The sequence below is a fragment of the Arthrobacter sp. 49Tsu3.1M3 genome, assembly GCF_900168135.1.
Taxonomy (GTDB): domain Bacteria; phylum Actinomycetota; class Actinomycetes; order Actinomycetales; family Micrococcaceae; genus Arthrobacter.
In genome coordinates, this window is record NZ_FUZD01000006.1 from 191376 (window position 1) to 212661 (window position 21286).

Genomic DNA, 21286 nt, shown 5'->3' on the forward strand with positions numbered 1-21286 from the left:
ACCAGAAGCTGGCAGCACAGGCCGCATCGCGTCGAGCCGAAAGAGCAAAGCCGTATGACAGACATCAAGATCTCTTTCGATCACTATGGCAGCCCGGACGTCGTCACCGTTGGCGAGGAGGAACCGCCCGCTCCGGCGGAGAGCGAGGTCCAGGTGGGAATCCGCGCCGTCGGCGTCAATCCGGTGGACTGGAAAGTCGTGGCCGGCTACCTGGAGCCGTACCTTGCGCTGGACTTCCCGGCAGTTCCCGGGTGTGAGGCGGCAGGGATCGTGACCGCCGTTGGCCCCGGCGTGACCGGCTATAAGGTGGGCGACGAGGTCATCTGGAATGGCATTTCCGGAGGCTACCGTGCCGTGGCCAATTTTCCGGCCAACCAGCTGACGCCGAAGCCCGCGGGCATCGATTTTGAGCAGGCGGCGTGCGTCGCGATAGCTGGCGGCACAGCGTATTCGGCGCTGGTTCAGCTTGGCATCGGCGTCGGGGACACGATCCTCATCCACGGCGCAGCGGGCGGGGTCGGCTCGGCGGCAGTCCAGATCGCGCGGCACCTCGGCGCCCAGGTCATCGGCACTGCATCAGGGCAGAACCACGACTATTTGCGTGGCCTCGGGGCCGAGCCTGTGGCCTACGGCGGAGGGCTCGTGGAACGCGTCCGCGCACTGGGCACCATCACCGCCGTCGTGGACACCTTAGGCGGGGCGGAGACGACGACGGCGACGGTCCATTTGCTCGGCGGCCACGGCGCCGCGGTGACCACGGTGCCTGGAAAGGAAGCCAACGCTGCCGGAATTGCACCGGTCAGGCTGCTGGACGGACGGGTAGCGGACGCGGCCCGGCTGTCGGCCGAGGGAAAGCTCCGCTTCAGCATCCAGGAGCGGATTCCCCTCACCGACGCGGCCCGGGCACTGGGCATCAGCCGCGCAGGCCATGTCCGGGGCAAACTCGTGCTGATCCCCTAATTGGAACCGCCCCGTTTCGGCCGGCAGCCCCGTCCTGGGGCTCTCGGCTCAGGCTATTTCCACCAGGTGTCGAAAATCGTCACCGGGACCGTGCGCTTGTGGCGGGTCCGCAGGTACATCGCCTCGAGCCGTTCGGCGGCGGCCTCGGGGATGTCACGGCCCTCGAGGTAATCATCGATCAGGTCGTAGCCAAGGCCGAGTTCGTCCTCGTCGGTGCGGCCCGGCTTGCCGTCCAGCAGATCCGCCGTCGGAACCTTCTCCCAGATCCGGGCCGGTGCGCCGAGCTCCGCCAGCAGGGCGCGGTTCTGGCGCTTGTTGAGGCCGAACAGCGGCAGGATGTCCGCGCCGCCGTCGCCGAACTTGGTGAAGAATCCCGTGACGGACTCGGCGCCGTGATCCGTGCCGATCACCAGGTAGTTGTGCTCGCCGGCCAGGGCGTACTGGGCAATCATCCGGGTCCGGGCCTTGGTGTTGCCCTTGTGGAAATCGGAGATCTCCGTACCCACGGTCTTCTCGAACTCGTCCTCGAAGCCATCTACTGCGGCCGAGATGTTGAACGTCCATTCGGTCTTGGCGCGCACGAAGTCCAAGGCCGCCTGGGCGTCGTCCTCGTCATGCTGGACACCGTAGGGCAGCCGCACGGCCACGAAGTTCGCCTCAGTGCCCTCGGCCCCGAGTTCCTCGACCGCCAGCTGGGCCAGCCGCCCGGCCAGGGAGGAGTCCAGGCCGCCCGAGATGCCCAGGACAAAGCCCTTGGTGTGGGTGGCCGCCAAGTATTCCTTCAGGAACGTCACGCGTTTGCGCACCTCCCCGGCAGGGTCGATCCGGGGCTGCACGCCCATTTCCTCGATGATCTTCGCCTGGAGTTCACGCATGCCTCACAGCCTAGTCAGCGGTGTCAACAACGCTCAACTGTTGCGGCTACGGCTTCGGACCACCGCTACGATTTCGGGGTGCCGCTACGCGGATCCTGGGTGCGCAGGTCCGATTTCGGCGCCTGTGTCCGGACCCGCGGCGAAAACCGCCACGCTGCGCCGACGAACCTGCCACGGCGCACGGCCAACGAATCGCATGGCCCGCCGCGATCCGGCCTAGCCCGGCTGCCGCACCGGACCGGTGGAGCCGCGGACCGTGAGGTGGGTGGGCATCACGGACCGGCTACGGGTGCCGCCGCCGGCGAACGGGTTCAGCTGGGCCAGCAGCATGGACACCGCCACGCGGCCGGCCTGCTCGATCGGGGAGGCCATGGTGGACAGCGGCGGATTGCAGAAGTCGGCGCCAAAAATGTCGTCACAGCCCACAATGCTCATGTCCTGCGGGACGCGGATGCCGCGTTCGCGCAGGCGCTGGAGCATGCCGATGGCGATGAGGTCGTTGAACGCGAGGCAGGCCGTGACCCCGCTGTGGACGACGGCGTCCGCCGCTGCCGCGCCGGACTGGGTCTTGGGGGCGAACGGACCGAGCCGGCGCACCTCCACGCCGCGTTCCTCGGCTGCGAGGGACAACGCGGTCCACCTCCGTTCGCTGGACTGCGACGTCGTCGGGCCGGCCACATAGGCCACCCGGGTGTGTCCCAGCGAGATCAGGTGGTCCAGCGCCTGGCTGGTGCCGGACGGGGTGTCGATCAGGACCGCGGGAACGCCGGCCACGTCGCGGTTGATCGCGACCAGGGGCATCTTCGCCGCCGCGTTCAGCAGAGCCTCGTCGCTGAGCCGGGATGCGGCAACGATGATGCCGTCGGCGCTCTTGCGCAGCTGCTCCACGGTGCTGGCCTCCACCTCGTCGGATTCTTCCGTGTCCACCAGCAGCTGGGTGTACCCGGCCGCCTTGAGCTGGAGCTGGGTTCCCCGGATGAGGTCGAAGTAGAACGGGTTGGTGATATCCGGAACCAGGACTCCCACCGCGCCCGTGCGTCCGGAACTCAGCGCCTTCGCCTGGCTGTTGGGCGTGTAGTGCAGCCGGGCCGCGGCCGCCTCGATCCGCTGCCGCGTCCTGATGTTGACCCGATCCGGCGTGGAGAGGGCACGGGAAACCGTGGAGGCCGCCACGCCGCAAAGCGCGGCGATGTCATGGATGGTGGCCGGGCGGTCCACGGCTGCTGGTTGCGTCGTCGCCACGGCGCTCCTCTCTGAACGTGGTGTCCGGGCCGTGGCGGCCGGGGCTGGTGGCCGGGCTGTGATTGCCGCCACGGGGCCGGTCAGCAAAGAATGCCACAGATTGCTAGAAGTCGGCAACCGGTTGTCATTCAGGCATGGCGATGGCTAGACTGGGGCCCACACCGTTTGTGAACTGCGTCACCGCGCCGGAGCCGGAAGCTGCCCGCGGCGGCCGCGAAACCCAGGAGATCCGCGTGAGCAAAACACCACCCGCAGTCTGGTCGCTGTCTGGCTTCGGCGACGAAATAGATCCGGACCCCGCAGTTCAGGCCGCCGTGCTCCTGGCGCTGGGCGCGAGCCACATCGAGGTTCGCAGTGCCTGGGGCACCAACGTCTCCGAGCTGGAGCCCGAGCAGATTGCCAGGCTCAAGGAGATCCTGGATGAAAAGGGCCTCAAGGTCTCGGCCGTGGCCAGCCCCATCGGGAAGGTGGACGTGAGCCTGCCGGTGGAGCACGAGGTGGAGAGGCTCCGGCAGATCATCTCAGTGGCCCGGGGGCTGGATACACAATACGTCCGCATTTTCTCCTTCTTCCGGGCCGAAGGTCGCAGCGCGGAAGACATCCGCGAGGACGTCCTAGTCCGCATGGGCGCCCTTGCGGCGCTCGCCGCGGAATCCGGCGTCGTGCTCCTGCACGAGAACGAAAAAGGCATCTATGGCGATACCCCGCAGCGCGTGCTGGACATCATGGAAACCGTGAACTCGCCCGCGCTCCGCATCGCGTGGGACAACGCCAACTTCGTCCAGGTGGGCGTCAAGCCCTACACCGAGGGCTACGCGATGCTGCGCCCCTACCTCGAGTACTTCCAGGTCAAGGACGCGCTGGCCACCACCGGGGAAGTGGTCCCCTCCGGCGAGGGCGACGGCGAGCTCGACGCCACCATTGCCGCCCTCAAGGCGGACGGCTACGCCGGCTTCGCCTCGCTCGAACCCCACCTGGCCAGCGCCCACGAACTCGGCGGCTTCTCGGGCCCGGCGGCCTTCGGCACTGCGGCCCGTGCCTTCGCCGCGCTGGCCGCGAAGAACCAGATCGAACTCGTCTAGCCGGCCTCATTTGGCAGGAACGTAACACCACCTAGGAAGTAGGGAGCTCCGGATGCCAAAGGCGGCAATCATCGGCTGCGGCGACGTGTCGGTCGTTCATTTTGAAGCACTTGCAGGGATGGACGACGCCGAATTGGTGGCTGTCTGTGACGCGGATCCGGCGCGCCGCGTGGCGGCGCAGGAGGCCCATGGCGTCCCCGGCTTCGAGGACTACCGCGAGATGCTCGACGTGGCAGCCCCCGACGTCGTGCACATCACCACCCCGCATCACGAACACGCGGCGATCGCGATCGAATGCCTGCGCCGCGGGGTCCACGTGGTACTGGAAAAGCCCTTGGCGCACACCCTGGCCGAAGGCGAAAGGCTGCTGGCCGCGGCTGCCGACAGCACGGCGAAAATTGCCCTGTGTTTCCAGAACCGCTACAATGCCCCGGTGCAGGAAATGCGCCGGCTGCTGGATTCCGGCGAGCTGGGCCAGGTGCTGGGGGCCTCGGCCACGGTCATGTGGCACCGGGACGCCGACTACTACCTTAGCCGGCCCTGGCGCGGAAGCTGGGCCGAGGGCGGAGGCGGGCTGATGATGAACCAGGCCATCCACACCGTTGACCTGCTGCAATGGCTGGTGGGCGACGTCGTCGCGCTCGCCGGGAGCGCCTCGACCCATGCACTGGCAGAAACCATCGAGGTGGAGGACACGGCGGAGTTCGCCGCGCTGCACAGCAGCGGGGCGCGCTCGGTCTTCTACGCCACCCTGGCCAACACCGTCAACGCGCCCGTCACGCTGGACATCAGCACCGAGAGGGCAACATTGAACCTGCGCGGGGACCTGACAGTCACTTACGACGACGGGCGCAGCGAGGCGGTGCGGGAACGCGTCACCGGCTCGGGCGGCCGTTCCTACTGGGGCGTTTCGCATGCCCTGCTGATCGCAGATTTCTATGCCGGACTGGCGCAGCCGGGCCCGTTCTGGATTGACGCCGCCGAAGGGGCGAAATCGCTGCGGATCGTGAAGGAACTCTACCGGCAGTCCTACCCCGGCTCTGAGGAAAAAGTGTCCTGACCGCAGCCGCCTCCGCGCCCGGGCGAGGCCTTGCGCCGGCTCAGGCGCGCGGACTTCCGTTGCGCTTTCTTTTCCGCTGCGAACGTCGTGCCTGGCACTGCGTGAGCTCTCCAGGCGCACCGTCGTGCTCCGTCCAATTGCCCGGCGACACTCCGTGCCGCAATAATCCAAGAAGTGATGACAACCGGTTGCCAGATCTGGCAACCCAACGTACGCTGATCTCACAAGCGGCAATGTGGCTCAGGCCACATTGCCGCCGCCATGGTCCGTGCAACGGATCTCGTCAAATGATCCAAAGGAGCCAACAATGAAGTTCGGTCCCAAGGCAGCATCTGCTGCCCTCATCCTCAGCGCATCCCTCGCGCTCACTGCCTGCGGCGGCGGAGCCGGCACCGGTGGTGCGGCCGCCGGCGCCCCGGCCACGACCCTGACGCTGGGTGCCGTCCAGGAAATCCGCTCATGGGACCCGGCGCAGGCGCACGTAGGTCACTTCCTTCAGCCGTACCAGGCGGCATACGATTCGTTGCTGCTGCGGGAACCGGACGGCAAGCTCAGCCCCATGCTGGCCACCGCGTGGAAGAACAACGCGGCCAACACCAAGCTCACCGTTGATCTCCGCACTGACGTGACCTTCAGTGATGGTGCCAAGTTCGACGCCGCCGCGGCCAAGGCGAACCTGGATCACTTCAAGAAGGCCAACGGCCCGCAGATGGCCCAGCTCACAGCGGTTTCGGAGGTCAAGGTGGTGGACGCTGACACCATCGAGCTCGACCTGACGACGCCCGATCCCTCGCTGGAGTTCTACCTCAGCCAGGCCGCCGGCCTCATGGGCAGCCCCAAGGCGCTTGGTACTGAGGGCATCAAGACCGAGCCCGTGGGCAGCGGCCCCTACGTCATGGACAAGGCTGCCACGGTCAAGGACTCGCAGTCGGTGTTCACAGCCCGCAAGGATTATTGGAACAAGGACATTCAGAAGTTCCAGAAGATTACCTTCAAGACCCTTGTAGACCTGACCGCCAGAACCAATGCCCTCGTTTCGGGACAGGTCGATGCCACGCTGCTGGATCCCAAGACCGGCAAGCAGGCAGAAGGCGCAAAGATGATCCTGGCTGGGAACGAAGTGGACTGGCAGGGCCTGACCCTGTTCGACCGGGACGGCACCAAGAACCCGGGCCTGAAGGACATCCGTGTCCGCCAGGCCATCAACTACGCCTTTGACCGCAAGACCATCCTGGACCAGGTCCTGCTGGGTCAGGGCACCCCCACCTCCCAGCCATTCGGCAAGGCAAGTGGCGCCTGGGTTGAAGGGCTCGAAAACAAGTACCCGTACGATCCGGCGAAGGCCAAAGCCCTGTTGAAAGAAGCAGGCTACGAGACCGGACTGGTTCTCCAGGTCCCGAGCGTCCCCGGCTTTGAAACGCAGCTGGCAGTAATCAAGCAGCAGCTGGCCGACGTGGGAGTCACCCTCGAAGTGGGCGCAGCGATCACCAACACGTACACCACCGATATCGCCGCGCAGAAGTTCACCACCATGTACTTCTCGCTTTTCCAAGGAGAACCGTGGGTGGCCATCAACCAGATCGTCTCGACGAAGGCGCTGTACAACCCCTTCAAGAACACCGCCCCTGAACTGCAGGCCAAGATCGATGCCGTCCAGAACGGCGGCAAGGATGCTGCCAAACTGGCCCAGGAAGTCAACAAGTACGTGGTGGACCAGGCGTGGTTCGCGCCGCTGTTCCGTGTGAACCAGATGTATTACCACAACGCCAAGATCAAGGTCACCCCGCAGATCCAGCAGGCCGTCCCGTCGATCTACAACTACTCGCCGGCCTCATAGCGGCGGGTAGCAGCCACAAAACCGGCGCAGTTCCGGCAGCCCGCCACCATAAGCGGCGGGCTGCCGGAACCGGCAGTCAGACCATGCCAGTCAATGGAGCCCAGCAATGATCACATTCATCCTCAAACGCCTCGGCAGCGGACTCGTAACCCTGTTCGCCGTATCGATCCTTACCTTTTCCCTGCTTTACGTATCGAGCGGCAGCATCGCACGGAACATCCTGGGCGACCAGGCAACACCGGAGCAGCTCGCCGTCAAGGAAGCCGAGCTGGGGCTCGACCAGCCCATCATCACGCGCTACTTCAGCTGGCTCACGGGCGCCCTGGGCGGGGACCTGGGCACATCGTGGTTCACCTCCGAGCCCGTGGCCAATGCGCTCGCGACCCGGATCCCCGTCACCATGACCATGGTCTTCTCGGCCATGATCCTCATCGCCATTGTCGCGACGCTCATCGGGGTTGCCGCGGCGGTCAAGCGCGGCTGGGTGGACCGCGTGGTCCAAATCGGGGCGATTATCGGCGATTCCATCCCCGGGTTCGTCATCGGCATCATCCTGGTGACCATCCTGGCCATCCAGATGGGCCTGTTCCCCGCCACCAGCACCATTTCGCCCGGAGTCGGAGCGGATGCCTGGCTGCTTTCCTTGACCCTTCCGGTAATAGCACTGCTGATCAACGGAGTCACCGGAGGTGCGCAGCAGATCCGCAGTGCCGTTATTAAGCAACTCGAACGAGACTACGTCCGGACCCTGCGCAGCCGCGGCATCGGCGAACGCGAGGTCCTGTTCAAGCACGTCCTGCGCAGCGCCGCTCCGGCCGGCCTGACTGTGCTCAGCCTCCAGCTGATTGGCATGCTCGGCGGAGTGGTCATCATCGAGCAGATCTTTGCCCTTCCCGGCATGGGGCCGCTCGCCGTAGCCGCCACCGGCCAGAGCGACCAGCCAGTTGTCATGGGCGTTGTAATGTACACCGTCGCCGTTGTCATTGTGGTCAACCTCATCGTTGACCTGCTCAACGGCTGGCTTAACCCGAAGGTGCGTGCCTCGTGACCGAGTCCGTCGAAACCTCAGCCCTGACGCCCGCCGCCGGCAGCGCTGTTCCAGAAAAATCCGGTCAGACCGGCACCGTCGTCCGGTCAACCGTCCTCAAGCGCCTGTTCAAGAATCCCCTCGGCCTCATCGCCATCGTTATCCTTCTGGGCATGGGCATCTTGGCCGTCTTCGCCGACGTCCTGGCGCCGTTCGATGAGAACTTCGCCAATATTTCCAAGACGCTGGCAGCTCCGGACGCGGTCAACATTCTGGGCACGGACAGTTCCGGCCGCGACGTCTGGAGCAGACTGCTCTTCGGCGCGCAGCTGACCCTCACCTCAGCGCTGCTGTGCGCCGCCGTCGCCATTGCGATAGGCCTGCCCGCCGGCCTGGTCGCAGGGTACTACGCCGGCAAGTTCGAGGCCGTTTCCAACTGGGTGGTCAGCATCCTGATGAGCCTGCCCGGCCTGATTGTGCTGCTGACCATACGGGCCGCCTTCGGCCCGTCGGTCTGGATCGCCATGATCGCGTTCGGCGTCCTGATCAGCCCCTCCTACTTCCGCCTGACGCGTTCAGCCGTTCAGTCCGTCCGCAACGAGCTGTACGTTGATGCCGCCCGGGTCTCGGGCCTCTCGGACCTCCGCATCGTAACCCGCCACATTTTCTCCGTGGTGCGGGCCCCGATCATCATCCAGACCGCGGCGATCGCCGGTGTTGCCATCGCTATCCAGTCCGGGCTCGAGTTCCTGGGACTGGGGGATCCGGCCAAGGCCACGTGGGGCGTGATGCTCTCGGAGGGCTTCAAGAACGTCTACCTGAACCCGACGCTGCTGTTCTGGCCCGCATTTGCCATGGCGCTGACCATCGGAGCCCTGGTCCTGCTGGGCAACGCCATCCGCGACGCCCTTGAAGACGGCGAAAAGATCAAGCCCCCCAAGAAGAAGGCCATGCGGGACAATTCGACGCCGGCGCGCCTCCCCGCCCGCCCGTCGCGGAAATCAGTGGCCGCCGTCGACCCCGGAACCGAACACCACCTGGTCAAGGTGACCAATCTCGGCGTCGGCTATCCGCAGGCGGATGGTTCCATCAAGAAGGTCGTCGACGACGTCTCCTTCCACGTGGACCGCGGCGAAATCCTGGGCATCGTGGGCGAATCCGGTTCGGGCAAGTCCCAGACCGCCTTCTCCATCCTGGGGCTGCTGCCGGACAATGCCCGCATCGTGGCCGGCTCCATCCAGTTCGACGGCAAGTACACCGTGGCCCCGGGCGAGGAGCGCGTCAGTCAGGAGCGCCTGTCCAAGCTGCGCGGCAGGCGGATTTCCTACATCCCGCAGGAGCCCATGAGCAATCTGGACCCGGCCTTCACCATCGGCTACCAGCTGGTCACCCCCATGGTCCGCGTCCTCGGCATCTCCAAGCCCGAGGCCAGGAAGCGGGCACTGAAGCTGCTCACCGACGTCGGAATCGCCAACCCGGAACGGACCTTCAACGCCTACCCGCACGAAGTCTCCGGCGGCATGGCCCAGCGGGTCCTGATCGCCGGCGCCATCAGCTGCGAACCGGACCTGGTGATCGCCGATGAGCCCACCACGGCCCTGGATGTCACGGTGCAGGCGGACGTGCTGGACCTGCTGCGCGAGCTCCAGCAGCGCCTGAACATCGGCGTCATTCTGGTGACCCATAACTTCGGGGTGGTGGCGGATCTCTGCGACCGCGTGGCCGTCATGCAGAACGGCCGGCTCGTGGAGGAAGGATCCGTTCGCGACATTCTGCGCAATCCGCAGGACCCTTACACACAGACGCTTCTGGCGTCGATGCTTGAAGGCAAGGAACCCATGTCCCTGCTCGTTTCCGCCGGCCAGAAGGAGCCAGTCGCATGAGCCCCACCGACAGCGCACCGCTGGTCGCGGTCGACCAGCTGGTGGTCGAGTACCCCAGCAAGAAGTTCCGGGCCAAGCCCTTCCGCGCCCTGACGGACATCAACATCACCATCGGCCGCGGCGAAACCCTCGGCCTGGTGGGGGAGTCCGGTTCCGGCAAGACCACCCTGGGCCGTGCCATCCTGGGGCTGGCCCCGGTGACCGGCGGGACAATCAGCTTCGACGGCAAGGACATCAGCCGCGCCACCCGCAAGGACCGGCGGGTCCTGAGCCGTGACCTTCAAGTGGTGTTCCAGGATCCCTACACCTCGCTGAACCCCGCCCTGGAGATCGGCGACATCCTCGCCGAACCACTGGGCGTGCAGGGCATGGAAGCCGCAGCGGCCAAAAAGCGTGTGAGGGAACTGCTGGACCAGGTGGGTCTGCCCGCCGACGCCATCAACCGGCTGCCGCGCGAATTCAGCGGCGGACAGCGCCAGCGCGTGGCGATCGCCCGCGCCCTGGCCCTCTCGCCCAAGCTGATCGTCTGCGATGAGCCGGTCAGTGCCCTGGACCTCTCCACCCAGGCCCGGGTGCTGGACCTGTTCCTGCAGATCCAGAAGGACACCGGGGTGTCCTACCTCTTCGTCTCCCACGACCTCGACGTCGTCCGGCACATCAGCCACCGCGTCGCCGTGATGTACCACGGGGAGATCGTCGAACAAGGCCCGGCCGGCGTCGTCACCACCGACCCCGACCACCCCTACACCCAGCGGCTGCTGCTCGCCTCCCCGGTCCCGGACCCGGACCGGCAGGAACAGCGCCGCGCGGACCGGCACCGCCTGCTCGAAACGCAGCGCATGCAGCACGAACAAGCGGGCGCCCTCGCCTGAGGCCACCCGCGCCGTCAGATCGAACGGCCGGCGCCCTGGCGGCAGCACCTAACCGGCAACGAGGGCCCGTGCGGGTCCGTAACACCACGGAGGAATACAGTGGCCAAGATTGGCGTACAAGCGATGATGCTGAAAGACAGCTTCGCCGAAGTGGGGGCGTTCGAGACGCTCCGCAAGGTGAGCGCGATCGGATACAACGCCGTCGAGATCTCCCAGATCCCGATGACCCCGGAGAACGTCGCCGAGCTGGACCGCGCCCGGAGTGAACTGGGCATGGACATCGCGGCCCTGTCCGTCGCGATGGAGACCCCCAAGGGCCGTCCGGGAGATTCCCTGGCGGAGCACTTCGACAAGATCGTGGCCGACGCCAAGCGCCTGGACTCCAGCCTCCTGCGGATCGGCATGCTGCCGTTCCCGGCCATGAAGTCGATCGCGGCAGTCGTAGATTTCGCCAAGGAGGCCAACGAGTACGCGGAGCGCCTGCAGGAGCATGGCCTGAGCCTGTACTACCACAACCACCACATCGAGTTCGCGAAGTTTGACGGCAAATTCATGCTGGACATCATTGCCGAGAACTCCCCGGCCATGGGCATGGAAATCGATGTGCACTGGGTGCAGCGCGGCGGCCTGGACCCGGTCCGGACGCTGCAGAAGTATGCCGGCCGCACGGCGATGGTCCACCTGAAGGACTACCGGATCGGAGAATTGCCGGAGTCCTCGTTCGGGCTCCTGGATTCCGGGGACATCATGGGGTTCATGACCGAGTTCAAGAATGTGGTCCAGTTCGCTGAAGTGGGCGAAGGCAACCTGGACTTCGCATCCATTGTTCCGGGCGCCCAGGCCGCCGGCGCCCGGTACCTCCTCGTGGAGCAGGACGAACTCTACGGGCGCACCGTCTGGGACGCGCTGCAGACCTCCTACGACAACCTGGTGGCGCTCGGCCACGCCGACCTTTTCTAACCCACCCCCACTGACTACGGAGAATCCCCACATGAGCAAGCAAGTACGCCTGGGCATCATCGGCCTGGGCCAGCAGGGCGGCGCCTACGCCCAGTTCATCACCGACGGGCTGGTCCCGAACATGGTGATCGGCGCCATCTGCGACACCGACCCCGCGAAGAAGGAACTGGCGGCCGCCAGGTACCCCGACGCGCCCTTCTACGACGACTACATCACCATGCTGGAAAGCGGCGACGTCGATGCGGTCGTGACGTGCGTGCCGCACTTCCTGCACCCGGAAATGGGGATCGAGACCCTCAAGCGCAACATCCACGCCCTGGTGGAGAAACCGGCCGGCGTGTACACCAAGCAGGTCAGGGAGCTCAACGAATTTGCCGCCGGCAAGCCCGGGCTGTCCTTCGCCATCATGTTCAACCAGCGCAACAACCCGCTGTACCAGAAGCTGAAAGAGATCGTCGACGGCGGCGAGATCGGCGGCATCCGCCGCACCAACTGGATCATCACCAACTGGTGGCGCCCGCAGGGCTATTACAACTCCAGCGAATGGCGCGCCACGTGGGGCGGCGAGGGCGGCGGCGTGCTGGTCAACCAGGCCCCGCACCAGCTGGACCTGTGGCAGTGGATCTGCGGCGCGCCGAAGTCCGTCTACGCCAAGGTTGCCTACGGTTTCCGCCGCGACATCGCCGTCGAGGACGAGGTCACCGCCATGGTGGACTACGGCAACGGCGCCACCGGCGTCTTCGTCACCGCCACCCACGATCTCGTGGGAACCGACCGCTTCGAGATCCTGGGCGACCAGGGCAAGATCGTGGTGGAAAACAGCAAGACCGCGACCGTGACCCGCCTGAAGAAGCCCGAGCGTGAACTCAGCGACGGCATGGGCATGGACGATGTCCGCAAACTCTTCATGGGCGAGCTGAATCCCGGCGAGTACTACACCACGGAAGTCATCGAGTTCGAGTCCGCCTGGGGCGCGCAGCACTCCGGCGTCCTGGCGAACTTCGCCGCCAACATCCTGGACGGCACGCCGCTGCTGGCCCCAGGGTCGGACGGCATCAAGGGTGTCCGGCTGGCCAACGCCATCCACCTATCGAGCTGGACCGGCACGGAGGTGGCGCTGGACTTCGACGAGGACGAGTTCCTCGCCGAGCTGAACAAGCGCATCGCGGACGAGGGCAAGTTCCCCGAGCGCTCCTAGCCCACCCGGCCCCGCCGCAGCGGGGGCCGTTTTGAGCGTTCAAAACGGCCCCTGCTGCGGGCTGGTTGGCTTGATTCCTCGTTAGGATGGGGCGGTGACTGAACCCAAGACGCCGGACGCTGCCGCAACAACAGACCCGGCCAAGAAGCATTCCCGGTCCGGAAAGTCCCACGCCACCATCTACGACATTGCCAAGGTTGCCGGCGTCAATCCTTCCACCGTCTCACGGGCCCTGAGCAAGCCCGGCCGGGTCAGCGCCAAGACGCAGAAACTCATCGAGGACGCGGCCGCCGAGCTGCACTACCAGGTCAATCCGTTCGCCCGCGCGCTGCCCACCGGCCGCACCAACACCTTTGGCCTGATCGTCGCGGACATCACCAACCCCACGTTTTTCGACATCATCCGCGGGGCGGAAACGACGGCCACGCTACGGGACTACACCCTGGTGCTGGCCGAGTCGGCCGAGTCCGGCGTCACCGAACTGACGGCAGCACGCCGGATGATGGCCACCGTGGACGGCCTGATCCTGGCCAGCCCCCGCATGGACGACGACGACATCCGCGCCATCGCCCGGGACAAGCCGGTGGTGGTCATCAACCGCGAGGTCGACGGGGTGCCGTGCGTGGTTCCCGACGTCAACAAGGGCATCAGCGAGGCAGTCCGCAGCCTGGCCGCCAACGGGCACCACAAGGTTGCCTTCGTTGCCGGGCCGCCGCAGTCCTGGATGTCCGCACGCCGCTGGGAAGGCGTGCAGGCGGCCTGCGAGTGGTCCCGGCTCGAAGCCGTGCGGCTGGAATCCACCAAACCCACGGTCGACGGCGGCCGCCAGGTGGCGCGCGACGTCCGGGCAAGCGGCGCCACGGCGGTGCTGACCTACAACGACCTCCTGGCCATCGGGCTCATGCAGGAACTCCAGGCCGCCGGCATGGTGGTCCCGGACCAGATCAGCATCGTGGGCTTCGACGACATCTTCGGCGCGGATTTCACCACGCCTCCGCTCACCACCGTGCGCTCGCCGCTGGGGGAGTGCGGCTCCGGCGCCGCGACGCTGCTCTTGGATCTGCTGCACAGAGATCTCCTGCACGGCGCGGGGGAAACTGCCGCCACGCTGCGCGTCGAGACGGAGCTGGTGCTGCGCGGCTCGAGCGGGCGGCTGCTGCCCGCGGGCTAGCCACACCTGTGAGGCCATCCGCATCTTGATGGCAATTTTTGGCAACCGGTTGACAAACGCCGGAAGCAAGCCGGACCATTGATCTATGTCACAGTCGATTGCCGCCAACCCAGACCGGCTTCTGCCCGCGGATCCCGGAACGCGCAGCATTGCGCGCGACCTCCTCCAGCGCGTCCAGGACCTCCCCATCATTTCCCCGCACGGGCACGTTGACGCCGCAGTCATCGAGCACAACAGCCCCTTCCCGGACCCCGCAGCGCTGCTGGTCAGCCCGGACCACTACGTCACCCGGCTGATCCACGCCAGCGGCGTCCCGCTGGACCGGCTCCGGGGCTCGGCCGCGGCGGAACCGGACTCCCGCACGGTCTGGCGCGAGTTCTGCAAGGCCTGGCCGCTCTTCGAAGGCACGGCCTCCGGCTACTGGCTCCGCACCCAGTTCAGCAGCGTCTTCGGCCTCCGCCAGGAGATCAGCGCCGAGACCGCCGACACCAGCTACCACGCGATCTCCGCCAAGCTGCTGGAGCCCGGCTTCCGTCCCCGCCAGCTCTTCAAGGACTTCAACATCGAGGTGCTGGCCACCACGGACGATCCCCTGGACAGCCTCGCCAGCCACGCGGCGATCGCCGGGGACCCCACGTTCCACGGGCGCGTCCTGCCCACCTTCCGCCCCGATGCCTACCTCAACATCGCGCACCCCACCTGGTCGGCGAACGTCGACCGGCTCATCGCGGCAGCGGGCGACGGCGCCACCGGCTACGCCGGCTACATCACCGCCCTGGAAAACCGGCGCCGCTACTTCGTGGACCACGGCGCCGTCTCGGCCGACCACGGCGTCCGGACCCCGGCAACGCTCAAGCTCGACGCCGGCGACGCGGCCAGGCTGTTCGACCGCGCCCGCTCAGGCCAGGCCACGGCGGCCGACCGCGACGACTTCGAAGCCCACATGATGTACCAGATGGCACGGATGTCCGTGGATGACGGCCTGGTCATGACCATCCACCCGGGGTCCTACCGAAACCACCACGAACCCACGTTCAACGCCTTCGGCGCCGACACCGGCCACGACATCCCGTTCGCCGTCAACTACACCGAGGCTATCCGTCCGCTGCTGCAGGACTTCGGCACCGCCAAGGACTTCCACCTGGTGCTCTTCACCCTCGATGAGACCGTGTTCTCCCGCGAACTCGCGCCGCTGGCGGGGTTTTACCCGTCGGTCTACCTCGGCGCCCCGTGGTGGTTCCTGGACGCACCCGACGCCATGCTGCGCTTCCGGTCGGCCGTGACCGAAACAGCAGGATTCTCCCGCTCGTCCGGCTTCATCGACGACACCCGCGCCTTCTGCTCCATCCCCGCGCGCCACGATGCCTCCCGCCGGATCGAGGCCTCCTTCCTGGCCCGGCTGGTCGCGGAGCACCGCGTCAGCGAGGACCGCGCCCATGAACTGATCATCGACATCGTGGACGGCGCACCCCGACGGGTGTTCAAGCTGTGAGCGTCGAACAGCACCCCGGAGCCGAGGCCGCCGTGGACCTTCCCCAGCTGGGCCGCCGCCTGCGCCCCGGTGCCACGGCGCCCGTGCGGATCGTCCATCTGGGGCTGGGCGCCTTCCACCGCTCGCACCAGGGGTGGTACACCGACCAGGCGTCCGACGCCGCGGACTGGGGCATCGCGGCCTTTACCGGACGCCGCCCCGACGCCGCCCTGGCGCTGGCCGAGCAGGACGGGCTCTACACGATCGTGAACAGGGCCGACGGCGGCGACTCCTTCACCGTTGTCAGCAGCATCGTCGAAGCCGTGGACGGGGCGGATGTCCAGCGCCTGGCGGAGCTGGTTGCCGCGCCGGCCACCGCGGTGGTCACCCTGACCATCACCGAGGCGGCCTACCGGCTCCGCGCCGACGGGCAGCTTGACCGCACCGCGCCCGACGTCGCCGCCGACCTTGCGCTGCTGGCGTCCGGCAGCGCCAACCCGGCGACGCCGCTGGGCCGGCTGGTGCTGGCCCTCGCCGCCCGCCGGGCTGCCGGGTCGGGACCGCTCGCCGTCGTCTGCTGCGACAACCTTTCCAACAACGGCACCGTCGCGCACAACGCCGTCGCAGGCATGGCCGGGGCGTGGGACGCGGACCTGGCCGGATGGATCGACGCCAACGTCAGCTTCGTCAGCACCTCGGTTGACCGCATCACTCCCCGCACCACGGAGGCGGACATCGCCGCCGTCCAGGCCGCGTGCGGCTACCGCGACAATTCGCCCGTGGTGGCCGAGCCCTTCTCCAACTGGGTGCTCAGCGGGGAGTTCCCCGCCGGGCGGCCGCGCTGGGAAGACGCCGGAGCCGTGTTCGTCGCCGAGATCGAGCCCTACGAGAACCGCAAACTCTGGCTCCTGAACGGCGCACACTCCCTGCTGGCCTACGCCGGCCAACTGCGCGGCCACACCACCGTGGCCCAGGCCCTGGCGGACCCGCTGTGCCTACAGGCCATTGAAAGCTTTTGGGACGAGGCGGAGGCAAATCTGTCCGGGCCTGCGGGACATGCCGCCGAGCTGCAGATTCCGGCCTACCGCGCCGCCCTGCTGGAGCGATTCGGCAACGCCCGGATTGCCCACCACCTCGCACAGATCGCCATGGACGGCAGCACGAAGCTGCGGATGCGCGCCGTTCCGGTGCTGCAGGCCGAGCGTGCCGCGGGCAGGCCCGGCGCGGCGGCAGCGCTCATGATTGCCGCCTGGATGGACTACAGCGCCGCCTCCGCCGCGCTCCAGGATCCGCTGGCCGAGGAGGTAGCCACAGCCAACCGGCTCGCGGGCGCCGAGCGGACCCGTGCCCTGCTGGCCCTGGTGGATCCGGCACTGGCCGGTGACGGTTCCGTCCTGGACCTCATTGAAAGCTTGCACGGAACATTCGGGGAGCAGGCTGTCTCCCCGTAACGCCCCGCATGCAAGCGCTGTTGCCCGGCTCCCGGATCATCGGGAGCCGGGCAGCAGTGCTTCGATGAACTTTCAACAAAGGTATGGCAACCGCTTGCCATTTGATTGCCAAGTGATTAGGATTACAGCAAGAGCACAAACCGGCCCCGCCGCCGGACCCCAAAAAATACACCCCGGCACTGCCCGCAAAGACGCGATAGGACCTCCCAATGCTCAAGCCCCAGGCCAGCGAAACCCGCGAGATCGTCAATCTCGACGGCCTGTACCGCTTCAAGGTCGACTTTGACCGCTCCGGCCACCGGGACGAATGGTTCAAGGCGCCCCTGGACACAGGCCTGGAAATGGGTGTCCCGGCCAGCTACAACGACGTCTTCCCCGACAAGGCCGTCCGGGACCACGTGGGCTACGTCTGGTACCAGCGCGACGTCCGCGTCCCGCGCGGCTGGGCAGGGGAGCGCATCCACATCCGCCTCGACTCGGCCACCCACGAAGGCATGGTGTGGGTGGATGACACCCTGGTGGCCCAGCACACCGGCGGCTACATGCCGTTCAGCGCGGACATCACGGACCACGTGACACCCGGACAGGCCTTCCGGCTGACGGTCTCGGTCAACAACGAGCTCACGCAGGCCACCATCCCGCCCGGGACCATCACCGTCACCGGGGACGGCCGCCGCCAGCAGAGCTACCTCCACGATTTCTACAACTACGCCGGACTGCACCGCAGCCTCTGGCTGTTCAGCACCCCCACCGTCACGGTCGATGACATCACCGTCGTCACCGGCTTCGACGGAACCACCGGCAGCGTCGACTACACGATTGCCACCGCCGGCGGGACCGGCAGCGAAACGGTCACCGTTTCCCTCCGCGACGCCGACGGCGTCGAGGTCGGCCGCGCCGACGGCGCCCGCGGCACCCTGACGGTCGCCGACGTCGTGCTCTGGAAGCCCGGCGCGGCCTACCTGTACAACCTCACCGCGGTGATCCGCGACGGCGGCAGGCTGCTGGACAGCTACACCCTGCCGGTCGGCATCCGCACGGTGGAAGTCAGCGGCAAGGAATTCCTCATCAACGGCGAACCCTTCTACTTCACCGGCTTCGGCATGCACGAGGACCACGTGGCCATCGGCAAGGGCCACAGCAACGCCCAGATGGTCAACGACTTCCAGCTCCTGGACTGGGTGGGCGCCAACTCGTTCCGGACCTCTCACTACCCCTACGCCGAGGAAGTCATGGAGTTCGCGGACCGGCACGGGATCGTCGTGATCGACGAAACCGCCGCCGTCGGGCTGCACTTGGGCTTCGGCGCCGTCTTCGGCGGCATCGCCAAAAAGACCTACGTCGAGGGCGGAGTGGACGCCAACACCGCCGCCAACCACCGGCAGGCGATTACCGAACTCGTCGCCCGCGACAAGAACCACCCCTCCGTCGTGATCTGGTCGATCGCCAACGAACCCAACGGTTCCGAGGAGGGCGCCCGCGAGTACTTCGCACCCCTCGCGGAGCTGACCCGCAGCCTGGACCCCACCCGGCCCGTCGGCTACGTCAACGTCCTGTTCGACACCCCGGACAAGGAACTGCTCGGGGACCTGTTCGACGTGATCATGCTCAACCGCTACTACGGCTGGTACGTCGATAACGGCGACCTCGAAACCGCCGAGCAGCACCTCGAGAAGGAGCTGCGCGAGTGGGAAGCCAAGTACGGCAAGCCGATGATCATGACCGAGTACGGACCGGACACCATGCCCGGCTTCCACTCCATCTATGAACAGCCCTGGAGCGAGGAATACCAGGCAGCGTTCCTGGCCATGTACCACCGGGTCTTCGACCGGGTCGACGCCATGGTCGGTGAACAGGTCTGGAACTTCGCGGACTTCCAGACTTCCAACGGCATCATGCGCGTGGACGGCAACAAGAAGGGCGTCTTCACCCGGGACAGGCGGCCCAAACCCGCCGCCTATGCCCTGCGCCAACGGTGGACGGCACTGGCCGGCACCAAGAACAGCACCTCCAGGGCGTAGGCCTCACCGCACATTTTTCGCCGGACCCAGGTCCGGCAACGGGTAAAGGAGCCCCATCATGAAAAAGCTGAACAAGCTCAGCATCGTCGGCTATGGCGCCGGCGACGCCGCAAACAATCTGGCATTCACCACCGCTACGATGTTCCTGCTCGTGTACTACACGGATGTGGCCGGGATCTCCGCCGCGGCCGCCGGCACCCTGCTGCTGGTGGTGCGGATCTTCGACGCCTTCGCCGACGTCTTTGCCGGCCGCGTGGTGGACCGGACCTACAGCAAGCGGTTCGGCAAGTTCCGTCCGTTCATCATGTTCGGATCCATCCCGTTACTGCTGCTGAGCGTGGCCACCTTCTCCATCCCTGAGCTCGGCGAATCCGGCACCCTGCTCTACGCCTACGTCACGTACGCCGCCCTGGGCCTGGCCTACAGCCTGGTCAACATCCCCTACGGCTCCCTCGCCGGCGCCATGACCCAGGACCCGGCGGAACGCGCCAAGCTCGGCTCCGCCCGGATGATCGGCGCGCTGCTGGTCGGCTCCGCCCTGGGCATCTTCGTGGCCCCGCTGATCAAGCCCGGCGCCGACCTGCAGGCAACGTTCACCACGATCACCCTGACCTTCGTCGTTATCGGTGCGGCCCTGTACTTCTTCACCGTCCTGACCGCCAAGGAGCGGGTTTACCGCGCCGTCCCCAATGTCACGTTCAAGCAGAGCATGGACACCCTCAGGGGCAACCGGCCGCTGCTGATGCTGTGCCTGAGCTCCTTCTTCTTCCTGACCGGCTACCTGGCCCTCACCTCGGTCCAGCTCTACTACCTCCGCGACGTCCTCGGACGGCTGGACCTGTACCCGGTGCTGTCCATCACCCAGCTCGTCCTCACTTTCGTGCTGGCGGCCTTCATGCCCAGGCTGGTCCGAAGCCTTGGCAAGAAGCGCGTCTACATCTTCTCGTCGCTGTTCACGGTGATTGGCGGCGCCATCGTCTTCTTCACCCCGGCCAGCCAGGTCTGGATCGGTTTCACCGGCCTGGTCATCAGCCTCGTAGGCGTCCTCGCGGTCAACATCGTGGTGTGGGCCCTCGAAGCCGACACAGTCGAGTACGGCGAATGGAAGACCGGCGTCCGCACCGAGGGCATCACGTACGCGCTGTTCTCCTTCACCCGCAAGACCGGCCAGGCAGTCGGCGGCGCGCTCGCGGCCTACGCCCTGGCCCTGGGCGGCTACAAGTCCGGCGCCGTCCAGACGCCCGACGCCGTCTTCGGCATCCAGCTCGCCGCCGGCGCCCTGCCCGCGGTCATGACCATCCTGGCCGTGATCGTGATGGCCAAGTACACGCTCACCGATGCCATGCACGCCCGCATCCTCACCGAGATCCAGGCCCGCCGCACCGGCGCCGGAGCTTCGTCCGGCGGAAGCACCGGCAGCGCTGCCGGAACCTCCGACGCCGCGCCGGTCGTTTCGGCCGAGGCCGGGCCGCTGGCGCCGGGCCACTAAGACACCCCCCCGTTAGAGCAGATAAGGACCTGTTGTGAAAATCATTGCCGCTGAAGTGTTCGTCACCAGCCCCTCCCGGAACTTCGTGACCCTGCGGATCACCACCGAGGACGGCGTGACCGGGATCGGGGACGCGACCCTGAACGGGCGCGAGCTCGCGGTGGCCGCGTATTTGAAGGAGCACGTCGCGCAGCTGCTGATCGGCAAGGACCCGCACCGGATCGAGGACACCTGGCAGTTCCTGTACCGGTCCTCGTACTGGCGCCGCGGCCCGGTCACGATGGCCGCGATCGCCGCGGTGGACATGGCGCTGTGGGACATCAAGGGCAAGCTCGCCGGGATGCCGGTCTACCAGCTCCTGGGCGGGGCGTCCCGGAACGGGCTGCGCGCCTACGGCCACGCCTCCGGCGCGGACCTGCCCTCGCTCTTCGACTCGGTCCGCGAACACCTCGAGCTCGGCTACAAGTCGATCCGGATCCAGACCGCCGTGCCCGGGATCAAGGCCGTCTACGGCGTCGCGGCCCAGGCCCAGGCCTCCGGGGAACGCTATGACTACGAACCGGCCGGGCGCGGGGCGTTCCCGCAGGAAGAGGACTGGGACACCCGCGCCTACCTCCGCCACCTGCCGACCGTGTTCGAGGCCGTGCGCAACGAGTTCGGCCCGGACATCCCGCTGCTGCATGACGG

16 protein-coding genes and 1 pseudogene are annotated in these 21286 nt (G+C 66.8%); 15 read left to right on the forward strand and 2 right to left on the reverse strand.

Annotation, left to right across the window (positions count from 1 at the left end; translation table 11 throughout):
* The first annotated feature begins 54 nt into the window (after nt 1-54).
* The gene (locus B5X90_RS09875) at nt 55-960 is read left to right on the forward strand and encodes an NADP-dependent oxidoreductase (protein ID WP_079552435.1); all 906 of its coding nucleotides are present in this window, start codon (nt 55-57) and stop codon (nt 958-960) included.
* A 53-nt stretch (nt 961-1013) separates the two neighbouring features.
* On the opposite strand, the gene nadE is transcribed toward B5X90_RS09875, so the two are convergent.
* Together nadE and B5X90_RS09885 are read right to left on the reverse strand one after the other, a co-directional pair.
* Entirely contained in the window at nt 1014-1835 is an 822-nt protein-coding gene (gene nadE, locus B5X90_RS09880) for an ammonia-dependent NAD(+) synthetase (RefSeq protein WP_079552438.1), read from the reverse strand.
* Nucleotides 1836-2051: 216 nt separating this feature from the next.
* Nucleotides 2052-3077, reverse strand: a complete 1026-nt coding sequence (locus B5X90_RS09885; RefSeq protein ID WP_256860153.1) for a LacI family DNA-binding transcriptional regulator — start codon at nt 3075-3077, stop codon at nt 2052-2054.
* Between the two features lie 233 nt (nt 3078-3310).
* On the opposite strand from B5X90_RS09885, the gene B5X90_RS09890 reads away from it, so the two are divergent.
* The 14 genes and pseudogenes from B5X90_RS09890 to B5X90_RS09955 all read left to right on the forward strand — a co-directional run.
* Nucleotides 3311-4159 carry a sugar phosphate isomerase/epimerase family protein gene (locus B5X90_RS09890; protein ID WP_079552503.1) on the forward strand — a complete coding sequence of 283 codons (849 nt, stop codon included), beginning with the start codon at nt 3311-3313 and terminating at the stop codon, nt 4157-4159.
* Between the two features lie 52 nt (nt 4160-4211).
* Nucleotides 4212-5219: a Gfo/Idh/MocA family protein gene (locus B5X90_RS09895; protein WP_079552443.1), complete on the forward strand. Its 1008-nt coding sequence runs from the start codon at nt 4212-4214 to the stop codon at nt 5217-5219.
* 307 nt (nt 5220-5526) lie between these two features.
* On the forward strand, nt 5527-7056 hold the full coding sequence (locus B5X90_RS09900; RefSeq protein ID WP_079552446.1) for an ABC transporter substrate-binding protein: 1530 nt from the start codon (nt 5527-5529) through the stop codon (nt 7054-7056).
* Nucleotides 7057-7162: 106 nt separating this feature from the next.
* Nucleotides 7163-8104 (forward strand): ABC transporter permease, encoded by a 942-nt coding sequence (locus tag B5X90_RS09905; RefSeq protein WP_079552448.1) that lies wholly within the window; start codon nt 7163-7165, stop codon nt 8102-8104.
* Nucleotides 8101-9966, forward strand: a complete 1866-nt coding sequence (locus B5X90_RS09910; protein WP_079552450.1) for a dipeptide/oligopeptide/nickel ABC transporter permease/ATP-binding protein — start codon at nt 8101-8103, stop codon at nt 9964-9966. Before B5X90_RS09905 ends, B5X90_RS09910 begins: the two co-directional genes overlap by 4 nt.
* The gene (locus B5X90_RS09915; RefSeq protein ID WP_079552452.1) at nt 9963-10838 is read left to right on the forward strand and encodes an ATP-binding cassette domain-containing protein; all 876 of its coding nucleotides are present in this window, start codon (nt 9963-9965) and stop codon (nt 10836-10838) included. Before B5X90_RS09910 ends, B5X90_RS09915 begins: the two co-directional genes overlap by 4 nt.
* 99 nt (nt 10839-10937) lie before the next feature.
* Entirely contained in the window at nt 10938-11798 is an 861-nt protein-coding gene (locus tag B5X90_RS09920) for a sugar phosphate isomerase/epimerase family protein (RefSeq protein ID WP_256860154.1), read from the forward strand.
* A gap of 31 nt (nt 11799-11829) precedes the next feature.
* On the forward strand, nt 11830-12996 hold the full coding sequence (locus B5X90_RS09925) for a Gfo/Idh/MocA family protein (protein ID WP_079552457.1): 1167 nt from the start codon (nt 11830-11832) through the stop codon (nt 12994-12996).
* A 94-nt stretch (nt 12997-13090) separates the two neighbouring features.
* Nucleotides 13091-14167 carry a LacI family DNA-binding transcriptional regulator gene (locus B5X90_RS09930; RefSeq protein WP_079552459.1) on the forward strand — a complete coding sequence of 359 codons (1077 nt, stop codon included), beginning with the start codon at nt 13091-13093 and terminating at the stop codon, nt 14165-14167.
* Nucleotides 14168-14252: 85 nt separating this feature from the next.
* Nucleotides 14253-15659: a glucuronate isomerase gene (gene uxaC, locus B5X90_RS09935; protein WP_079552461.1), complete on the forward strand. Its 1407-nt coding sequence runs from the start codon at nt 14253-14255 to the stop codon at nt 15657-15659.
* Nucleotides 15656-17089, forward strand: a complete 1434-nt coding sequence (locus B5X90_RS09940; RefSeq protein WP_079552463.1) for a mannitol dehydrogenase family protein — start codon at nt 15656-15658, stop codon at nt 17087-17089. The genes uxaC and B5X90_RS09940 overlap by 4 nt, the downstream gene beginning before the upstream one ends.
* 209 nt (nt 17090-17298) lie before the next feature.
* The gene (uidA, locus tag B5X90_RS09945; protein ID WP_079552466.1) at nt 17299-19110 is read left to right on the forward strand and encodes a beta-glucuronidase; all 1812 of its coding nucleotides are present in this window, start codon (nt 17299-17301) and stop codon (nt 19108-19110) included.
* Between the two features lie 58 nt (nt 19111-19168).
* Nucleotides 19169-20599 (forward strand): glucuronide transporter, encoded by a 1431-nt coding sequence (uidB, locus tag B5X90_RS09950; protein WP_079552468.1) that lies wholly within the window; start codon nt 19169-19171, stop codon nt 20597-20599.
* 34 nt (nt 20600-20633) lie between these two features.
* Nucleotides 20634-21286: pseudogene (locus B5X90_RS09955) on the forward strand (bifunctional D-altronate/D-mannonate dehydratase); the annotation flags it as partial.